The 320-nt window shown below is 58.1% G+C and carries 1 pseudogene; it reads right to left on the bottom strand.

Features of this window, described 5'->3' with window-relative positions:
• Positions 1 to 35 precede the first annotated feature (35 nt).
• Positions 36 to 320: pseudogene (locus EIK80_RS27105) on the bottom strand (hypothetical protein); the annotation flags it as partial.

Here is a 320-nt window from a genome sequence, read left to right as displayed (position 1 = left end):
CACCGAACTCATCGAGCGCGGTTCCGTCCGCGACATTAGCTGATTAATGGTATACGGGAAACGAATTCTTGTCGCTTCCCTGTTATTGGGTCGGTGAAGCGCAGCACACGTGCGACCAATTGCAATGGCTGGCTGAAATCGTCGTAAAGGCGCGTCTGGATGCGCGGGTAGAAATCGTCACCAACGATGGGTAGGCCCAGTGAGTTCATGTGAACGCGCAGTTGATGGGTTTTGCCGGTGCGCGGATGAAGCATGTAGCGGCAGATGGGGGGATTCTCCAGACAGGGACCACCCTCCGGCGCTTCGCGCCACCTCCCGCC

The sequence above is a fragment of the Caulobacter sp. 602-1 genome, from assembly GCF_003931565.1.
In the GTDB taxonomy this organism is placed as follows: domain Bacteria; phylum Pseudomonadota; class Alphaproteobacteria; order Caulobacterales; family Caulobacteraceae; genus Caulobacter.
This window is presented reverse-complemented; position numbering and strand designations above follow the sequence as displayed.